Source organism: Clostridium liquoris (assembly GCF_002995785.1).
Taxonomy (GTDB): domain Bacteria; phylum Bacillota; class Clostridia; order Clostridiales; family Clostridiaceae; genus Clostridium_AO; species Clostridium_AO liquoris.
Genome location: NZ_PVXO01000008.1, coordinates 1 through 17,600 on the forward strand (window position 1 = coordinate 1; position 17,600 = coordinate 17,600).

Genomic DNA, 17,600 nt, shown 5'->3' on the forward strand with positions numbered 1-17,600 from the left:
CCACAAAATCTCATTATTTAGTAATGCCCAAAAAAATAAAAATTACTACAGGAGTTTGTCCCCCATAGTAATTTCCAGTTAATCTAATCACATCTATAATAATTTACACAAATCTATGGACGTTCTCTTGTATGTAAATTTCTTAGTGCCACAGCTTATTTTTTTGTAGTATCTTCTTCATATTCTCCGCTAAGTGGATTAGATTTTACAGCCTCCCTTAGCTTTTCATCATCTACATGAGTGTATATCTGTGTAGTTGATACATTTTCGTGGCCTAAAATTTGTTGCAGGCTTCTTATATCCACATCTCCATATTTATACATGAGAGTAGCTGCAGTGTGTCTTAACTTATGTGGTGTGTATTTATCCGTATCCAAACCAGCTTTACCTACATATTTTTTCACCAGCATTTCTACAGTCCTTTTATTTATCCTGGTGTAGTTTCTACTTATGAACAAAGCATCTTTATCTTTAATTTTATCAGCATTAGCATTTCTTACTCTCAAATATCTCTCAATAGCCTTAATGCAGGCCTTGTTTAAATATATAGTTCTTTCTTTGTTGCCTTTACCTGTTACAGTTAAAGTATCCCCCTTAATTCTTGAAATATCAATTCCGCATAGTTCTGATAATCTTAGTCCGCAGTTTAAAAATAAGGTTACTATGCAATAATCTCTCTCTTTATTTTTTCCATCTATGGCATTGAGCAAATTCTTGCTTTCTTCTAAGGTAAGATAAATAGGATTTCTTTTATTTATTTTAGGAGATTCCAATTCCAAAGTTGGATTTTCGTCAATAATCTTCGCCTTACCTTGTAGATATTTGAAAAAGGATCTTAATGTAGCAACCTTTCTAGCTCTAGCATAATTGCCATTATCTCTGTAGTTTTCTACAAAAGCTAAAAAAGCGTATAAATCTGATAGTGTTATGCTTCTAATAAAGTCATTATCTATGTCCTTTATGTCTATATTCTCAAATTCTACATTATTGGCAACCATGCCTCTGTATAATTTTAAGAATCTAAAGAACATGGTCAAATCAAATTTATAGGCATCAATGGTGTTAGTAGATTTTCCTTTAATAGTACCTAAATAATTTATAAAATCATTAATTTGATGGGGTAATGATGGATCATATACATTTTTTAAATTATATTTCATAGCTGCCTCCTTAAAATTTATATCCAATTTCGCGAAATAAACATTTCGCGAATAATATATTCTATAAAAGGGGACCAAAATCCTTCTTTTTTACAATAAATTATTATTGGTTTTGCATATAATATCAAAAAATATTGTAATTTAGACTTAGAAATGTACTTTAAATAAATTTTAAAATTTATTTTGTTGCTAAAAATCGAATGTTATGTTATATATAATATTGTGTAGAATAGTAAGAAATATAGCTAATAAAATCCTTATTTGCCTTACCCCTTTCCTGGGTCTATTTCAATTGATAATATTTATCATTTGCTTTATTATATTTCCATATTCTGTATCCATGTTTTTGGAAATTATATTGATACAGTTTAGGAAATAATAATTTATAAATATACCATTTTATGTAAGTCACAACTGTTAGTATTTTAGTTGATAATTATGAGTTTGATAATCTTACACAAATTGGGAATAACTTTGTGAATAATTATAGAAAAGAAAAAAACAGCCCTATAGGCTGTTTCAAATTGTTTAAAACCCCCGTGATTTCTCACGGGGGTTTTATTGTAACTCTAATTATATTATTATATTATACATTTATTGATACATTAACTCCTAGTATCTCTTTGTTCCCTTCAAGAATTGGGTTAACCACTTCCTTAATAAAATCCACTACTTGACCTGGGGCTCTTCCAATAAATTTCATGGGATCTATTAAAGATAGTATTTCTTCTTTATCCATATTGAAACTTTTGTCTTCTATTATTCTTTCTATTAAATTATTATCTAATCCTTCTACTTTAACTCTTCTTGCAGCTTCCATAGAGTGTTTCCTAATTCTTTCATGGAGTTCTTGTCTATCCCCGCCTTTTTTCACTGCTTCCATTAGAATATTTTCTGTAGCCATAAAAGGTAATTCATTTAAAACATGTGATTTTATCACCTTATCATAAACCACCATATTGCTGCTTATATTTAAATATAAATTAAGCACTCCATCTAAGGCTAAGAATGCTTCAGGAATAGCTATTCTCTTATTAGCAGAATCATCAAGAGTTCTCTCAAACCATTGAGTGGATGCTGTTATAGCTGGATTTAAAGAATTTACTATTATGTATCTAGCTAAGGCTCCAATTCTTTCACTCCTCATAGGATTCCTTTTGTAAGCCATTGCTGATGAACCAACTTGATTTTTTTCAAAAGGTTCTTCAATTTCTTTCATGCTCTGTAATATTCTTAAATCATTACTAAACTTATATGCGCTTTGAGCTATTTCTGATAAAGTATTTAATACAATGGAATCTACTTTTCTAGGATAAGTTTGACCAGTTACCATGAACTGCTTTTTAAATCCCATCTTCTCTGTTACCATTTTATCTAAAGCTTTAACCTTCTCTTCATCACCATTGAAAAGTTCCATAAAACTTGCCTGGGTTCCAGTGGTTCCTTTTACTCCTCTAAATCTTAAGTTTTCTATTATATGGTTTAAATTTTCTAAGTCAAGGGTTAAATCCTGTATCCATAAGGTAGCTCTTTTACCTACAGTGGTTAATTGTGCTGGTTGAAGATGTGTAAAACCTAGTGTTGGTACATCCTTATATTTTAATGCAAACTTAGATAGCTCACAAATTACATTTATCAATTTCTTTTTTATTATGTATAAAGCTTCCTTTGTTATTATTAGGTCCGTATTATCTCCTACATAACAGCTGGTAGCTCCTAAGTGAATTATACCCTTGGCCTTTGGACACTGCTGACCATAAGCATACACATGACTCATAACGTCATGTCTTATTTCTTTTTCCTTTTCCTCCGCCACTTCATAATTAATATTTTCCATATTGTTTTTTAATTCATTAATTTGTTCCTCTGTAATATTTAATCCTAACTCCATTTCACTTTGGGCCAAAGCCACCCATAGTTTTCTCCAGGTTTTAAATTTCATATCATCTGAAAATAAATAACTCATTTCCTTTGATGCATATCTTGTATTTAAAGGTGTATTATAAAAGTCTCTCATATTTATAGCCTCCATACGTATATTATATTTAATTTCAACTTATTTATTCATATTATATCATATCTTTTTTATATTTTACATATTGAAGTTCGTATAAAGAATGTTCTATATTTTATCCATAATTAATATAATTAATTAGAAGTAAAAATTAAAACTTCGGGGAGGCAATTATGTATAAATTTAATCTATTTGACAAGATTTCCTTACTATTAGTTATTATCGGTGCTATTAACTGGGGATTATTAGGTTTATTTAATTTAAACTTAGTAGGTACAATTTTTGGAGAACCTGCCAACTTTATTTCTAGATTAATTTACATACTTATTGGAGTAACAGGTGCTTATTTAATCTTCTTACTATTAAGGATTAAAAAACATTCAAGAGCATAAATAAAAGGCTCAAAAGGAGCCTTTTATTTATCTTACTTATTCCATTGATTCTATTAATTTTGATATTTCTTCCACTGCCAAAGCTTCATCATCTCCTGAAGCAATTACAGTTACCTTTGAATCCCTAGTTACCGCTAAGGATAAGACTCCAATTAAGCTTTTAACATTTGCTTTTTTACCTTTAAATTCAATGCTTATATCTGATTTAAAAGAGGAAGCCTTTTTTACCAGTAATGTAGCAGGTCTTGCATGTAACCCTGTAGAGCTATTTACAACAACTTCTCTAGATACCATTTTTAAATATCACCCCTAATAATCTTGTGCTTATTATTTCTAGTTTATTATATCATTATTTGAACATATTTTAAATATAAAGTTTAAACCTGAGCTATTATGGCATCAGCTTAGTTTATTTATGAATTCTTCCATTCTATCTAAACCATTTTTAATGTTATCCATTGATGTAGCATAGGAAATCCTAATAAAATTATCCATTCCAAAACCTGCACCTGGCACAACAGCTACTCTGCCCTTTTCTAACAGCTTATCACAAAAATCTAAAGAACCACTAATTTTTTTCCCATCTATGGTTTTGCCAATTATATTAGATATATTAATAAATACATAAAATGCTCCCTTAGGTTCAATACAGCTTATAGAATTTATTTGATTAATTCTTTCTACCGCATAATTCCTTCTTTTCTTAAATTCTTCAATCATTACATGGATAGAACTTTGATCTCCAACCAATGCTTCTAATGAAGCATACTGAGCAATTGAATTGGGACCTGATGTAGTATGGCTTTGTATATTAGACATAAGTTTTACTATTTTCTCATCAGCAGCTGCATAGCCTATTCTCCAGCCTGTCATAGCATATGTTTTTGATACACCATTTATAACTATAGTTCTTTTGTATGTATCCTCATTTAAACTAGCTATGCTAATATGCTCTTCTTTTCCATATATAAGCTTTTCATATATTTCATCAGAAATAATAATAAGATTATGTTCCCTTGCAAAATCTGCAAGCCTTATTAGTTCTTCCTTTGTGCATACACTTCCTGTAGGGTTATTAGGACTATTTATAATAATAGCTTTAGTTTTACTATTTATAGACTTCTCCAATTCATTTATATCATACTTGTAGCTATTGTTTTCATCCGTTTTAACAAACACAGGCACCCCATCAGCTAATTTGACTAATTCAGGATAACTTACCCAGTAAGGTGTAGGAATAATAACTTCATCTCCTGGATTCAGTATAGCAGAAAAGGCATTGGCTAAACACTGCTTTGCTCCTGTAGATATTATTATTTGAGAAGGTTTATAGCTTAAATTATTTTCCCTCTTAAATTTTTCTACAATAGCATCCTTTAATTCTTTTATACCTGAGGCTGGGGTGTACTTTGTTAAACCTTTCTTCATTGCTTCAATAGCAGCAATTTGAATATTTTCTGGTGTATTAAAATCCGGTTCTCCTGCCCCAAAACCTATAACATCTATTCCATTATTTTTCATTTCATTTGCTTTTGCAGTTATTGCCAAAGTTATTGATGGTTGTATTTGTTCTGCTTTTTTAGAAAACATCATATAGCACACCTCCAAAAATAATATTAATCTCTCTATATTTATTATGCCAAAATTAAAAGCATAGTTTAATAATACCTAATTTTTATTAAAAATGCAATTTAAAATTATATTTATTTCATTTTTTTATTTTTATATACATATTTAAAAATGAAAAAACATGTTGCCAACCCGATTATTCCATTGTAAAGGTATACCTATAAGAATATTTTACATATTATTTTATTTTCATATTGAATAATTATATTTTAACTCCTTGCAACTAAAACAACGCCTAGAATTATGAATAACACTCCTGCAATCCTTAAAGGGGTAATATTTTCTTTAAATAAGAAGTATGAAAATATCATAACAAGAACATACCCCAAGCTCACCATGGGATATGCATAGCTTAATTCCACTTTGCTTAGCACTTTAATCCATAATAAAAAACTTACTCCATAGGATATTATTCCACTCATTACAGAAAAGTTTTTTAATATACTGATTATGCTGCCTATTAAATGTCCAGGAGAAAAATTCAAATCTAAATTTACCGCACCATACTTTACTAGTACTTGTCCTAAGGCTCCTAAAAATACAGAAATCAATATTTGAACTTTCATTAAAACAACCCCTTAATTTTTTCTTTTAGCATATTTAACAAATGATTAAAACAATATATTGTAGTAAATATTAATGGAAAAGAATATCTTTGCTGACCTTCTGTTATAAAATATACACAACTAAACATATAGAAAATCACCAGGGAATATAAGGCAAAACTATCTATGTATTCAAATCTATTGGTAAATATACATATTAATATATATAGACTATAAATTAATGTAAAAACAATAGCTGAATAAAATATGGCTATTTTGAATACATTAGCAACATTATAAATTATGCTACTATAAGTTTCACTAATATCACTGCCATAGGTAGTATAGAAGAAGTCTCCTGCATTAAAATAGGTATTCTTTAGCCTTAGAAAGCCTAATTTTATAAAGTCCTTTGGATGTTCTTTTATCCACTCCTTGGCTGCAGTTTTTAACATCATATTCTTTTTTGTCATATTTGCACTTTTATATTCTTCAGTTTTTACAATTGAATTTTCCACATCCTCAGCAGCCATCCATCTTCCAATATTATTCTGAGAATTATTGTTTATATAAAGAACTATACCACCATTATTTGATACAAAGGTTAGTTCACCAGTTAACTTTGTATTTCTATAAAACCATGGAGAAAGACATAATATAGATATAAATAATACAGTTAAACTACCTTTTATGGAATTTTTAAAGTCCTTATATTTTATAATATCTACAATAAATATGGCAAAGAAATATACTATGAAAAATGGTTTTACCATAGTATTAACAGCTGTTAATATGCCTATAATAATATATTTATGCCTAAAATTACTTAAGTAAACATTTGTAACTAATAAAAATATATTTGTAAATAATATCTCGGTGGCAACCAAGTTATTGTAAAATATGTTTAATGGGAAAATAACAAATAACGTATATATTAGTTTTTTGCTCTTTTCCTCTATATCTATCTTTTCCAATATTGAATATACTAAGTAATAATTCATTACGGTAAGTATTATATTAAATACCTTTGCTACCAAAGTACTAGCTCCAAATATCTTAAATATAAAGCCTAATATAATAGGATATCCCACAGAGGTATAAGTGTCCCCCCAAGGTTTCCCCTGTGATATTCCTACAGCTAAGTTATAGTAGTATTCAAAATCTGAAAATAGCTTAGGGTTTACAGTACTACACCAAACTATACTGAGTGTTAATCCTATTACTCCAATAATAAAATAATATTTACTGCTTTTTTTACTGTGATTGTAATTCATCTTTGTTAGCACAACTGCACCCCCACTTATAATTTAAAATAAATAATTACTAAAACACTAATTATCCAAAGTACTATATTAATTAAAAAAGGAATATCTTTAGTGAATATATCCTCTGGTTTTCCACCGATATTTTTTTTATACATTAAATACTGATATCTAAATATGCCGTATAGCACGAAAGGAATTGTAAGCATCATACTTTTACTTTGTACTGAACTAAAAGTATAAAGACAATAGGCCATAAGTATAGATGGTGTAACTATAGTCAACATACTATCAATGAATTCAATAGAGTATTCCTCTAATATTTTTCTATGACTTCCACTTTTATTTTTTAATGTAATCAATTCACTTTTTCGCTTATTTAAGGCTAAAAATAAAGAAAGTAATATTGTACATAATATTAGCCAAGGTGATATTGGAATATTTGTAGAAACGCTCCCTGCTTCTACTCTTAATACAAATCCAAAAGTTATAATCATTACATCAATAATAACTACATTTTTTAATTTAAATGAATATAATACATTTAAAACTAAATATGTGAGAAGAATAAAAAATAGCTTTGTATCTTTTATAGATAACAACACTACAATAACAAATATTAAAATATCTAAGGTAATAGCTGTTTTTTTAGATATTCTCCCACTAGGTAAAGGTCTATTTCTTTTTTCAGGATGAAGTTTATCCTTTTCTACATCCACTAGATCATTCAATATGTAAATAGTTGAAGAAGTAAGACAAAATAATATAAATGTTTTTATATTAATAATTAATAAAGGTATTTCTACAAATTTGCCTGAAAAAACTAAGGCCGCAAAAACAAAAGCGTTTTTTATCCACTGTTTAGGCCTCATAATTTGAATTAAAGCTTTTAAGTCCAAAATTATACCTCCCTTTATTGCAATAATATATTTATCACAAATTATAATTTACCATATATTCATCATAAATAAAAGGACTTGAATAAATTCAAGCCCTTTTTTAAAAATTTTTATTTAATTACATTCAATAATTATCTTGGTTGTACAATTAACTTAATGGCAGTTCTTTCCTCACCATCAATTTCTATGTCTGTAAAAGCCGGTATGCATACTAAATCGATACCACTTGGTGCTACAAAACCTCTTGCAATGGCAACAGATTTTATTGCTTGGTTTAATGCACCAGCGCCTATTGCTTGTATCTCAGCGCCTCCCTTTTCTCTTAAAACTCCTGCTAGTGCTCCTGCAACCTTATTTGGACTTGATTTTGCTGAAACCTTTAATACTTCCATAATAAACCTCCTATAATTTAACTTAATTTGTTATACATACTATTTATAATATTCTACACACAATGGAAAAATCCTTTAAACTTTGTAAAGTTTATTGCATTTACAAGATTTAAAGGATTTATTTTATAAATAATTTTATTTAGCGTATTCTATTGCTCGAGTCTCCCTTATAACATTCACCTTGATTTGACCAGGATATTCTAATTCGCCTTCTATTTTCTTTACAATATTCCTTGCCATTTCAACTGACCCAGCATCATCTATTTCTTCTGGTTTAACAATTATTCTTATTTCTCTACCCGCTTGAATGGCATATGACTTTTCTACGCCTTCATATGAATTTGCTATTTCTTCTAATTTTTCCAATCTCTTTATATAGGCCTCTAAGGTTTCTCTTCTTGCTCCTGGTCTTGCAGCTGAAATAGCATCAGCAGCCTGAACCAATACCCCTTCAAGAGATTGTGATTCTACATCACCATGATGAGAAGCTATTGCATTTACTATTACTGCAGATTCATGATACTTTTTGGCTACCTCTGCGCCAATTACGGCATGAGGTCCCTCAACTTCATGGTCTACTGCTTTACCTATATCATGGAGTAGTCCAGCTCTCTTAGCCACTGTAGGATCAATACCTAGCTCAGAAGCCATTAAACCAGCTAAATATGAAACTTCTATAGAATGTTTTAAAACATTCTGACCATAGCTAGTTCTATACTTCAATCTGCCTAATAATCTTACTAATTCTGAATGAAGTCCATGAACACCAGTCTCAAAGGTTGCCTGTTCTCCCTCTTCTCTAATGTCATTTTCAACCTCTTTCTTAGCCTTCTCCACCATTTCTTCGATTCTAGCTGGATGAATTCGTCCATCCACTATAAGCTTCTCCAATGCAATTCTTGCTACTTCCCTTCTTATAGGGTCAAAGCTCGAAAGAATTACCGCTTCCGGTGTATCATCAATTATTAAATCTACACCAGTTAAGGATTCAAGGGTTCTAATATTTCTTCCTTCTCTACCTATTATACGACCTTTCATTTCATCATTTGGAAGGTTTACTACATACACAGTTGTTTCGGCTACATGATCTGCAGCACATCTTTGGATGGCGTATGTAATTATTTCTCTCGCCTTTTTATCAGCTTCCTCTTTAGCTTTTGCCTCAACCTCTTTAATCATCATAGCAGTTTCATGCTTAATTTCCTTATTAACTTCTTCTAAAAGTATTTCTTTTGCCTGTTCAGAAGTTAATCCTGACAATCTTTCTAGCTCTTCTCTTTGTTTAGTGTACAATTCCTGAATATTTTCTTCTAATTCACTAAGTTCTTGTTGTTTTTTGTTTAAATTTTCTTCTTTTTTTTCTAATAAGTCACTTTTTTTATCAAGTGATTCTTCTCTCTGAATTATTCTTCTTTCCAACCGTTGTATTTCATTTCTTCTATCTCTTGACTCTTTTTCGAAGTCATTTCTTAATTTATGAACCTCTTCTTTAGCTTCAAGTATAGCTTCCTTTTTCTTTGATTCAGCTGTTTTTTCAGCCTCACAAACTATTTTTTTTGCTTCTTCTTCTGCATTAGAAATCTTAGCTGCTGATACATTTTTTCTTATATAAAAATCAATATATATTGCGATAGCAGCTACTACTGCAGTTATTATTACATAATATAACAGTCTCACATGAACACCTCCTTTGCTTTTTTTCTTTTAAAATCTATTCCCAGTAAATATAAAAGCATAGAAAGGTGTCATATTATTCAAATGGATGATTTCGCTAAACCAGATTTTGTATTAATTTTATATTAATTTTGTCATTATGTCAAGTTATATATATTCTTAATTATTTACATAAACCCTAATAGTTATTTAGCTTCGGTAGATTTATTTTCTGCTTTAACTTCACTATTTTTAGGCTCTTCTGGTTTCTTCATAATTGGCAAGTCATATTTTTTTCTTATTGAGTTTTCAATTTCATATAATAAATCAGGATTTTCCCTTAAAAATTGTTTTGCGTTTTCTCTTCCCTGTCCTAGTCTTACATCTTTATAAGAAAACCAAGCTCCACTTTTCTGCACAAAGTCTTCTTTAACACCTAAATCTAAAACATCACCGGTCTTTGATATTCCTTCATTGTACATAATATCAAACTCAGCAGTTTTAAATGGAGGAGCAACTTTGTTTTTAGTCATTTTAGCCCTTGTTCTGTTCCCTAAAATTTCATCGCCCTGTTTTATTGAATCAATTCTTCTTACATCTATTCTCACACTAGAATAGAATTTTAATGCTCTTCCTCCTGGAGTAGTTTCTGGATTACCAAACATTACTCCAACCTTTTCCCTTAACTGATTTATAAATACAGCTACACATTTAGATTTATTTATAGATCCTGCTAATTTTCTTAAAGCTTGAGACATAAGTCTTGCCTGCAGCCCTACATGGGAATCTCCCATTTCCCCTTCTATTTCCGCTTTAGGTACCAATGCAGCTACAGAATCCACTACTATTACATCCACAGCATTTGATCTTACAAGAGCCTCAGCGATTTCTAAAGCCTGTTCTCCAGTGTCAGGCTGTGATACTATTAGATTATCTATATCTACTCCTAGCCTTTTAGCATATGATGGATCTAGTGCATGCTCAGCATCTATAAATGCCGCTGCACCGCCTGTTTTTTGAGCTTCAGCTGCTATATGCAATGCCACAGTAGTCTTACCTGAAGATTCCGGTCCATAAATTTCAATAATTCTGCCACGAGGAACTCCTCCTATACCAAGCGCAATATCCATTCCTAAACAACCTGTGGATATTGCATCTATATTTAATACGCTATGTTCCCCTAATTTCATTATTGAGCCTTTACCAAATTGTTTTTCAATCTGCCCCATAGCAGCTTCTATAGCTTTAGCCTTATCATTATCCATACTATCCCTTAAAAGGGCTCACCATCCTTTCATAGTTCGAACACTTGTTCTATTACATTATACAATAAACTTCAAATTAGGTCAACGTATAAAAAAAGTGCAATGCACTTTTTTTATTATAAACTTTATCTATCTTTGATTATATACATAATTATTATTTTTAAACATCTAATTATTTATCTGTATTAATAGCCCCTTTATTTTTAATAAAATAATCCAATCCAGATATAATTGTAATTATAATTGCAGCAGTCATAGCTATTTTAGCTAATATAACTATATAGCTATATGGGATCATCATAAAAGTAGCTGGTGCATTTACACTTCCCTCATCAATACTAATTAAGGCAAGTACAATTGCTACAATTTGGGTAACAGTTTTAGCTTTTCCCCATCCACTAGCAGCAATAATTATTCCTTCTGCAGCTGCTACAGCGCGAAGACCAGTTACTGCAAATTCCCTAGCTATAATAATCATAGCAACCCAAGTAGGAATAACCTGCAATTCCACCAAAGATACCAATGCTGATGTTACTAGTAATTTATCAGCTAAAGGATCCATAAACTTACCAAATTTAGTTATTTGATTTCTACTTCTGGCTATGTATCCATCTAATTTATCTGTTAATGCAGCTAAAATAAAAATAGCGGTGGCTATTTCTTTGCCGTAAGGAATGCCTTTAACCGCAATAAAAATTAAAAAAATAGGAACTAGGAACATTCTTACTAATGTGAGTTTATTTGCTAAATTCATAATATACAACTCCTATTAAATCATATTCTGAGCTACTCTCAATTTTTACAGAAACAATATCTCCTATATTTAATATTTTATCACATTTAAAATAAATTGCACCATCAATTTCAGGAGCCATTTCATAATTTCTACCAATATAGTACTCTCCATTAAAGTTATCCACTATGACATTGTATATTTTACCTACTTTATCTTTATTAGCTCTATTGGATATATTTTGTTGTAACATCATTAATTCCTTTTGTCTAATTTCCTTAATATCTTCATCTACCTGATTTTCCATAAGAGCAGCTGGAGTATTTTCCTCTTTGGAATATTTAAATACGCCTAAATTTTCAAATTTTATATCCTTAACAAATTCTTTTAATTCATTAAAGTTATCTTCATTTTCCCCAGGAAATCCTACGATTAAGGAAGTTCTTAAAGATATATTTGGTATACTTTTCCTTAACTTATCTATAGTATTTAAAATCTGTTCTTTTCTGCCTCTTCTTCCCATTGGTTTTAATATATCATCACTTATATGCTGTATAGGCATATCTAAGTATTTGCATACCTTTGGATTTGAAGCTATTGTATCTATAAAATCCTGTTCTATTTCTTCAGGATAACAATATAAAACCCTAATCCATTCTATTTCTTCTATCTTTGATATATTTTCTATAAGTTCAGGCAGCATTTTTTTACCGTATAAATCTATACCATATCTGGTAGTATCCTGTGCTACCAATATAATTTCTTTAACACCCTTTTTAGCTAGATTCTTTGCTTCTTTTAATATGTTTTCCATACTTCTGCTTCTGTATCTACCTCTAATACGTGGTATTACACAATAAGTACAAAAATTATCACAGCCTTCTCCAATTCTTAAATATGCATAATGACTAAGAGTAGTTAATGTCCTTTCTCCTTCATTAATTACATTGTCACTATAATTACAATAATAAACTTTTTCTCTTTTTTCAATAACTCTTTTTACCGCTTCTTCTAATTTGTCATAGTCATTAACACCAATCATAACATCAACTTCTGGCAGCAATTCTTGTAGTTCTTTTCCGTATCTTTGACTTAAGCAGCCAGTTACAATAAGAACCTTACAATTTCCTTCTTTGTATTTGGACATCTCTAATATAGTATCTATTGATTCCTGTTTTGCAGCTTCTATGAAACTGCAGGTATTAACTATTATTACATCTGCCTCTCTTGGTTCATTGGTGATTTCATAATCTTTGCTAATTTTATTTATCATAATTTCAGCATCTATTCTATTTTTGTCACAACCTAAACTTATTACTCCAAATTTTAACTTATTCATATACAAGCCTCCTTACTCTATTTCATCTTTATTTACAAGTACCTGCCTCGGTTTACTACCATCTTTTCCCGAAATAATTCCTCTTTCTTCTAATTGCTCAATAATTCTAGCTGCTCTATTATACCCAACTCTAAGTTTTCTCTGTAAAAGAGAGGTAGACGCTTGATCCGTTTGGACTACTATTTTTATTGCTTCTTCTAACAATTCATCCTTATCCTCTTCGTTTACTGCTGTGGCTGTATTGATTTCTTCCATGATACTATTTTCATATCCCACTTGGCATTTTTGAGTTTTTATGTATTCCACCACTTTTTCTACTTCTTCCTCTGAAATAAAAGCTCCTTGAATTCTCATAGGTTTTGACTCTCCTGTAGGATAGAACAGCATATCCCCCTTGCCTAATAGTTTTTCAGCCCCTGCCATATCAAGTATTGTTCTTGAATCAATTTGGCTGGATACAGCAAAAGATATTCTAGATGGAATGTTAGCTTTTATAACTCCAGTAATTACATCTACAGAAGGCCTTTGAGTAGCAATTACTAAATGCATTCCTGCAGCTCTGGCCATTTGAGCTAAACGTCCAATATAGTCTTCAATATCATTTGGACAAACCATCATTAAATCCGCTAACTCGTCAATAATTATAACTACTAAAGGTAATTTATTTTCAATTTTACCCCTTTCATATAATTCATTATAACTTTCTATATTTCTTACATTATTTTCAGCAAATAGCTTGTATCGTTTTGTCATTTCATTTACTGCCCAATTTAAAGCTCCAGCAGCTTTTTTAGGGTCAGTTACTACAGGGATTAAAAGATGAGGTATACCATTATATATATTAAGTTCTACTACTTTAGGATCTATCATTAATAGCTTTACATTTTCCGGTGAATACTTATATAGTAAACTTATTATAAGAGTATTAATGCAAACACTTTTACCCGAACCTGTTGCCCCAGCTATAAGTAAATGAGGCATTTTTGCTAAATCCCAAACTACACAATTGCCTCCAATGTCTTTACCTAGAGCAAAGGCTAAACTTTTATTAAAATTAGAGAATTCTGCAGATTCTAATACTTCTCTTAGAAATACAGGGCTTAGTTCCTTATTAGGCACCTCTATACCTACAGCAGATTTACCAGGTATTGGAGCTTCTATTCTAACTCCAGAAGCTGCTAAATTTAAAGCTATATCATCTGCTAAATTAACAATCTTGCTTACCTTTACACCTGCACTAGGCTGAAGCTCAAATCTTGTTACAGAAGGACCTTTTGTAACCTGTATAACCTTTGCCTCAACACCGAAGCTGGACAGCGTTTCTTCCAGCTTGTTTGCATTATTTAATAATTCTTTTTTATCTTCCTTATTTAATTTACATGCTACATTTTGATTTAATAAATTAATGTTAGGAAATCTATATTCTATATTTGAATTAGTATTACCTTTATTTATTTCCTCTTCCAGCTCTTTGCTTATATCCTTTTTATCTTCTCCCTTATAGTTATCTTTTGTATTTTCACTGCTAAGTTTAACATCTGTGTGTGGATGTTGGTTCTCATCTTCATTTTCTACAGTAGCAGTTTTAATAAAATCTATTATTTTAATTTTATTATCTTTTTTAATTCCATTTTCCTTTTCACTATCGTAGGCTACTAAATCCTTTTGTTCTGCTTTTTCATCAGCAATAATATCTTGATTTTCTTTTCTTATTTTTCTATGAAGTTTTAATTTTTCTACTATAGTATAAAGAGATATTTGACTTATTAAAATAAATGAAATCATGTATAAGGCTATAAAAATAACAAAAGAGCCTAATTTACCAAATAATTTGTATAAAGGTATATCTATAACATAGCATATTATACCACCGTGTATTATACTTTGAGAATTATATATAGCTTTAATCCCATCAAAGATAGTTTGTTTGCCATCATTAGTAGCTATATCTGCCATTTGAATACACAAAAGGGTATTTAATAAAAAAATAACTATCCCATAGAATTTTTTATTGAAGCTTATTTTACCCTTTTTCAATATAAAACAAACTCCAACAAAGATTATTAAAAATGGAAAGATAAAAGCTCCTAACCCAAAGACAGCAATAAGCACTTTTTTTATTAACTTACCTATTAAACCGGAATCTGATGGTGAAAATACGCTTATCAGCATCAGTATTCCTAATGTAATTGATATTATTCCCTTTATATCATTATCATCATTCTGTCTTCGTTTTTTTCTTCCCATAGATTATCACCTCATTTTTATATTTCTATACACTATTTTAATAATCCTGCTAAAGCTTGTCCATACAAAAATTAACCATAGGTATATCCTATGGCTTTTCCTTTTCCATTTCTTTTCCCCTTATTAATTCATTTAACTTGTTTAAGGCCTCTTTTATGCCGCCTACCTCATCTATAAGACCGCATTTAACCGCCTGTTCCCCTATTAGTATGGTACCCATATCATTCAATAAATTATCTGTTTTTTTCATCAATTCTTGTAAATCCTCTCTAGACATTTTAGATGTTCTTACAATAAATTCTATTATTCTTTCTTGCATCTTATTAAAATATTCAAAGGTTTGTGGTACTCCTATTATAAGACCATTCATTCTTATAGGATGAACTATCATAGTAGCTGATGGAGATATAAAAGAATAATCCGATGAAGTTGCAAGAGGAACTCCTATAGAATGACCTCCTCCTATTACTAGAGACACTGTTGGCTTGCTTAAACTTTTTATCATTTCTGCAATGGCTAGCCCTGCTTCTACATCTCCTCCAATAGTATTTAATATGACTAATACTCCTTCAACAGTATCATTCATTTCTATATTTACTAATTGTGGTATTACATGCTCATACTTTGTACTTTTTGTTTGAGGTGTTACTGCCATGTGACCTTCTATTTGACCTATTATAGGTAAAACATATATTTTTTCATCCATCTTAGGAATATTTGTAATCCCTAATTCTTTTATATTGTCTAATTCATTTTTTCTAGCATCCTTTTCATTTTCATTACACATATTCTTCCCTCCTAGCACAATTTTATTTTGCGCATAAGAGAAAAGAATATGCACCTATTTGCTCTTTATTTATTATCTCCCAGCTTAAATCCATGATGTAGTGCATTTATAGCCTTTTCTGTGCAATTGCCTTCTACAAGACACCATATGGTTGTATGGGAGTCTGCTGTTTGAAGGACTTTTATATTCTCTGAATTTAAACAAGAAAGAATTTTTGCCATTACTCCAGGTATTCCTCTCATTCTGCTCCCAATAATGGCTATCTTACTACAATTATCTATATGTGAATAATTTAAATTTATATTACTCATTATTTTATCAAATTTTTCAAAGCTTTCCCCATCAATAGTAAATATATTTTCTTCAGGAAAAACATTTATTAAATCTATACTAATAGAGTTATCTGCCAAAATACCTAATAATGTATTATAATTAGCATTGTTTATATTCTCATTTTTACATACTTTAATTTGTATTCTATTACTCATATGAGTAATACCAGTTATAATATTATCTAAATTTACATCTCCAGTATTGTTAATTATGGTTCCTTTGCAGTCAGTTAGCGTATTTTTTATTACCAATGGGATATTTCCCTTCATAGCTATTTCTACTGCTCTAGGATGTATAACTTTAGCTCCTTGATCTGCAAACTGGAATACTTCATTATAACTTATTTCCTTTATTAAAGAAGCATCTGAAACAATTCTTGGGTCTGCAGTCATTATGCCATCAACATCTGTATATATTTCTATCTGTTCAGCTTTTAATGAAACTCCAAGTAAAGAAGCAGTTACGTCGCTTCCTCCTCTTCCTAAAGTTGTAACAAATCCCTTTTCACTTATACCCTGAAATCCTGCTACTATTGGAACCTTGCCTTGCTTTATAATTTCTAATATTTTACTAGGCTTTAAATCTACCACAGCAGCATTATTATAATTATCATCAGTAAATATACCGGCCTGTCCACCAGTCATAGGAACAGCATTTATTCCTTTTTCTAAGAGTTCATCTGTAATTACCACTGTACTTATTATTTCTCCACAACTCATAAGCAAATCTATGGATAGAGTATTCTCATGGTTAAGCTTCTCACTTACTAAGGATAAAAGGGTATCCGTAGCATAAGGTTCTCCTTTACGTCCCATTGCTGATACTACTACTACAGGAGCATAGCCTTCATTTCTTGCTTTTATAATCTTTTCTATAACCCTTTTTCTTCTTTCATGAGTGGAAACAGATGTACCGCCAAATTTTTGAACTAAGATTTTCATATTATTCCT

At 30.3% G+C, this 17,600-nt stretch carries 16 protein-coding genes; 1 reads left to right on the forward strand and 15 read right to left on the reverse strand.

Going from position 1 to position 17,600, the window contains the following annotated elements:
- Positions 1–155: 155 nt before the first annotated feature.
- Entirely contained in the window at positions 156–1,160 is a 1,005-nt protein-coding gene (locus CLLI_RS01975) for a tyrosine recombinase XerC (RefSeq protein WP_106062577.1), read from the reverse strand.
- A gap of 586 nt (positions 1,161–1,746) precedes the next feature.
- A complete protein-coding gene (gene purB, locus CLLI_RS01980; RefSeq protein ID WP_106062578.1) occupies positions 1,747–3,177 on the reverse strand; it encodes an adenylosuccinate lyase in 1,431 nt (476 codons plus the stop codon).
- Between the two features lie 170 nt (positions 3,178–3,347).
- On the opposite strand from purB, the gene CLLI_RS01985 reads away from it, so the two are divergent.
- Complete coding sequence (locus CLLI_RS01985; protein WP_106062579.1) at positions 3,348–3,566, forward strand: DUF378 domain-containing protein; 219 nt, start codon at positions 3,348–3,350, stop codon at positions 3,564–3,566.
- Positions 3,567–3,602: 36 nt separating this feature from the next.
- On the opposite strand, the gene CLLI_RS01990 is transcribed toward CLLI_RS01985, so the two are convergent.
- From CLLI_RS01990 to dapG, 13 genes are all read right to left on the reverse strand, one after another.
- Positions 3,603–3,860, reverse strand: a complete 258-nt coding sequence (locus CLLI_RS01990) for an HPr family phosphocarrier protein (RefSeq protein WP_106062580.1) — start codon at positions 3,858–3,860, stop codon at positions 3,603–3,605.
- Between the two features lie 105 nt (positions 3,861–3,965).
- The gene (locus tag CLLI_RS01995; RefSeq protein ID WP_106062581.1) at positions 3,966–5,159 is read right to left on the reverse strand and encodes a pyridoxal phosphate-dependent aminotransferase; all 1,194 of its coding nucleotides are present in this window, start codon (positions 5,157–5,159) and stop codon (positions 3,966–3,968) included.
- Positions 5,160–5,404: 245 nt separating this feature from the next.
- Complete coding sequence (locus CLLI_RS02000; RefSeq protein WP_106062582.1) at positions 5,405–5,761, reverse strand: SMR family transporter; 357 nt, start codon at positions 5,759–5,761, stop codon at positions 5,405–5,407.
- Positions 5,761–7,014, reverse strand: coding sequence for a glycosyltransferase family 39 protein (locus CLLI_RS02005; RefSeq protein ID WP_106062633.1), 1,254 nt, complete (start codon positions 7,012–7,014; stop codon positions 5,761–5,763). The genes CLLI_RS02000 and CLLI_RS02005 overlap by 1 nt, the downstream gene beginning before the upstream one ends.
- A gap of 26 nt (positions 7,015–7,040) precedes the next feature.
- Positions 7,041–7,901, reverse strand: a complete 861-nt coding sequence (locus CLLI_RS02010) for a decaprenyl-phosphate phosphoribosyltransferase (protein WP_106062583.1) — start codon at positions 7,899–7,901, stop codon at positions 7,041–7,043.
- Positions 7,902–8,032: 131 nt separating this feature from the next.
- Positions 8,033–8,293: a stage V sporulation protein S gene (locus CLLI_RS02015; protein WP_027623485.1), complete on the reverse strand. Its 261-nt coding sequence runs from the start codon at positions 8,291–8,293 to the stop codon at positions 8,033–8,035.
- A 135-nt stretch (positions 8,294–8,428) separates the two neighbouring features.
- A complete protein-coding gene (gene rny, locus CLLI_RS02020) occupies positions 8,429–9,964 on the reverse strand; it encodes a ribonuclease Y (RefSeq protein WP_423236793.1) in 1,536 nt (511 codons plus the stop codon).
- 188 nt (positions 9,965–10,152) lie between these two features.
- Entirely contained in the window at positions 10,153–11,211 is a 1,059-nt protein-coding gene (gene recA / locus CLLI_RS02025) for a recombinase RecA (RefSeq protein WP_106062585.1), read from the reverse strand.
- A 172-nt stretch (positions 11,212–11,383) separates the two neighbouring features.
- On the reverse strand, positions 11,384–11,965 hold the full coding sequence (pgsA, locus tag CLLI_RS02030) for a CDP-diacylglycerol--glycerol-3-phosphate 3-phosphatidyltransferase (RefSeq protein WP_106062586.1): 582 nt from the start codon (positions 11,963–11,965) through the stop codon (positions 11,384–11,386).
- Positions 11,949–13,283, reverse strand: a complete 1,335-nt coding sequence (gene rimO, locus CLLI_RS02035; protein WP_106062587.1) for a 30S ribosomal protein S12 methylthiotransferase RimO — start codon at positions 13,281–13,283, stop codon at positions 11,949–11,951. Before rimO ends, pgsA begins: the two co-directional genes overlap by 17 nt.
- A 12-nt stretch (positions 13,284–13,295) precedes the next feature.
- A complete protein-coding gene (locus tag CLLI_RS02040) occupies positions 13,296–15,530 on the reverse strand; it encodes an FtsK/SpoIIIE family DNA translocase (RefSeq protein WP_106062588.1) in 2,235 nt (744 codons plus the stop codon).
- Positions 15,531–15,618: 88 nt separating this feature from the next.
- Positions 15,619–16,317, reverse strand: coding sequence for a ClpP family protease (locus CLLI_RS02045; protein WP_106062589.1), 699 nt, complete (start codon positions 16,315–16,317; stop codon positions 15,619–15,621).
- Between the two features lie 65 nt (positions 16,318–16,382).
- Positions 16,383–17,591, reverse strand: a complete 1,209-nt coding sequence (dapG, locus tag CLLI_RS02050; protein ID WP_106062590.1) for an aspartate kinase — start codon at positions 17,589–17,591, stop codon at positions 16,383–16,385.
- Positions 17,592–17,600 lie beyond the last annotated feature (9 nt).

Coding starts and splice junctions, on each gene's coding strand:
- CLLI_RS01975 (WP_106062577.1), bottom strand. CDS start 1,160: ATGAAATATAATTTAAAAAATGTATATGATCCATCATTACCCCATCAA.
- CLLI_RS02040 (WP_106062588.1), bottom strand. CDS start 15,530: ATGGGAAGAAAAAAACGAAGACAGAATGATGATAATGATATAAAGGGA.
- rimO (WP_106062587.1), bottom strand. CDS start 13,283: ATGAATAAGTTAAAATTTGGAGTAATAAGTTTAGGTTGTGACAAAAAT.
- CLLI_RS02000 (WP_106062582.1), bottom strand. CDS start 5,761: ATGAAAGTTCAAATATTGATTTCTGTATTTTTAGGAGCCTTAGGACAA.
- CLLI_RS01990 (WP_106062580.1), bottom strand. CDS start 3,860: ATGGTATCTAGAGAAGTTGTTGTAAATAGCTCTACAGGGTTACATGCA.
- CLLI_RS02015 (WP_027623485.1), bottom strand. CDS start 8,293: ATGGAAGTATTAAAGGTTTCAGCAAAATCAAGTCCAAATAAGGTTGCA.
- CLLI_RS01985 (WP_106062579.1), top strand. CDS start 3,348: ATGTATAAATTTAATCTATTTGACAAGATTTCCTTACTATTAGTTATT.
- recA (WP_106062585.1), bottom strand. CDS start 11,211: ATGGATAATGATAAGGCTAAAGCTATAGAAGCTGCTATGGGGCAGATT.
- CLLI_RS02045 (WP_106062589.1), bottom strand. CDS start 16,317: ATGTGTAATGAAAATGAAAAGGATGCTAGAAAAAATGAATTAGACAAT.
- purB (WP_106062578.1), bottom strand. CDS start 3,177: ATGAGAGACTTTTATAATACACCTTTAAATACAAGATATGCATCAAAG.
- CLLI_RS02005 (WP_106062633.1), bottom strand. CDS start 7,014: ATGAATTACAATCACAGTAAAAAAAGCAGTAAATATTATTTTATTATT.
- CLLI_RS01995 (WP_106062581.1), bottom strand. CDS start 5,159: ATGATGTTTTCTAAAAAAGCAGAACAAATACAACCATCAATAACTTTG.
- dapG (WP_106062590.1), bottom strand. CDS start 17,591: ATGAAAATCTTAGTTCAAAAATTTGGCGGTACATCTGTTTCCACTCAT.
- pgsA (WP_106062586.1), bottom strand. CDS start 11,965: ATGAATTTAGCAAATAAACTCACATTAGTAAGAATGTTCCTAGTTCCT.